The sequence below is a fragment of the Micromonospora sp. KC721 genome (assembly GCF_004348355.1).
GTDB lineage: Bacteria > Actinomycetota > Actinomycetes > Mycobacteriales > Micromonosporaceae > Micromonospora.
In genome coordinates this window covers 1-1,794 of the sequence record NZ_SMJY01000374.1, presented here as the reverse complement: position 1 = coordinate 1,794, position 1,794 = coordinate 1, and the positions used below count along the sequence as shown (strand labels likewise).

General features: G+C 68.7%; 2 protein-coding genes. Both read left to right on the top strand.

What is annotated here, in order from left to right; all coding sequences use genetic code 11:
* A partial coding sequence (locus E1182_RS30425; protein WP_132271173.1) for a nitric oxide synthase oxygenase occupies window positions 1–960 on the top strand: 960 nt, incomplete at its 5' end.
* Window positions 961–964: 4 nt separating this feature from the next.
* Window positions 965–1,794: globin domain-containing protein (locus tag E1182_RS30420; protein WP_132271172.1), on the top strand; the 830-nt coding region annotated here is incomplete at its 3' end.

Sequence of the window (1,794 nt, the reverse complement as noted above, 5' to 3'; positions counted from 1 at the left end):
GTCCGGTGGGCCGGGTTGAAGGTGCGGGACCGGCGGCACGTGACGACGGTGGCGGGAATCGCCGGTGAGTTGGCGGCGCATCTGGCGGCCGGGGACAACGGTGGGCGGATCCAGGCGGGGATCACGGTGTTCGCGCCGGATCGGCCGGGGGTGGGGCCGCGGGCGCGGATCTGGAACGACCAGTTGGTGCGGTACTGCGGGCACCTGCGGGACGACGGTTCGGTGTTGGGTGATCCGGCGCAGGTGGGGATGACGGAGGCGGTGCGTCGGTTGGGGTGGCGTACGCCGCCGGTGCCGGGCCGGTTCGATCTGTTGCCGTGGGTGATCGAGACGGCGCGGGAGGAGCCGACGGTGGTGCACGTGCCGCGGGAGTTGGTCCGTGAGGTGGCGTTGTCGCATCCGGATCATCCGTGGTTCGCGGATCTGATGCTGCGGTGGCATGCTCTGCCGGTGATCAGCAACATGCGGTTGCGTATCGGTGGGGTGGACTACAGTTGCGCGCCGTTCAACGGTCACTATCTCGGTGATGAGATCGGTACCCGCAACATGGGGGACCGGGATCGGTACGACCAGTTGCCGGTGGTGGCGCGGGCGTTGGGTCTGGACACCTCGCGGGAGGACAATCTGTGGCGGGAGCACGCGGTGCTGGTGATCAACCAGGCGGTGCTGCACTCGTTCGCGTTGGCCGGGGTGCGGGTGTCTGATCCGCACACCGAGTCGGAGCTGTTCATGAAGTTCTGCGCGCAGGAGGAGCGGTCGGGTCGGCCGGTGTACGGTGACTGGTCGTGGCTCAACGGCAGTGTGGGGTGGGCGGCGTTGCACGCGGTGCATCACCGCTACTACGACACTCGGGTGCCGAATCCGAACATCTGGCCGGTGCCGCGGGTCTACGACTCCAGCGGTGTGGTGAAGTCGACGCTGCGGGAGCAGCACGCCATCGCGCGGTCGCAGGAGGTCTGACGGGATGGACAGCGCGGCGCTGCGCCAGAGTTGGAGCCAGTTCTCGGCGGCGGGTCCGGAAGCCGCCAAGTATTTCTACGCGACGTTGTTCGTGGTGGCGCCGGAGGCCCGGTCCATGTTTCCGATGAACATGCAGTACCAGGAGGACAAGCTGCTCAAGGCCCTCGGGCACATCATCACGCACCTGGATGATCCGGTGGCGTTGGGGGTGTTCGCGCGGCGGTTGGGTGCCGATCATCGGCGGTTCCACGGCCAGGACCAGCATGGTAATCCGGTGGCGTTGTCGCAGCGGCACTACGGGTGGGTGGGGCAGGCGTTGCTGGCCACGTTGGAACGGTTTCTGGGTCCGGGGTGGACGCCGGCGTTGAAGCAGCAGTGGGCGGCGGCGTACGAGACGGTGTCGCAGCTGATGCTGGCGGGGGCGGCGGAGTCGGAGCGGACGTCGCCGCCGTTCTGGGAGGCGGAGGTGCTGGGCGCGGAGCGGCGCCGGTCGGACGTGGGGGTGTTCACGGTGCGTCCGAACTATCTGTGCACCTATCTGCCGGGGCAGTCGTTGCCGGTGCAGGTGCCGCAGTTGCGGGTGTGGCGGTATCTGTCGCCGGCGAACGCGCCGCGGGCGGACGGCACGATCGAGTTTCATGTGCGGGCGACGGGCCGGTTCTCCACGCATCTGGTGCGTCGGTTGGGTACGGGGGATCGGCTGCTGTTGGGGCATCCGACGGGGACGACGTTGTCGTCGTACGACCGGGCACCGCACCTGCCGTTGCTGTTGATCGCGGGTGGTACGGGGGTGGCGCCGCTGCGGGCGGTGGTGGAGGCGTTGCAGCAGGGGCC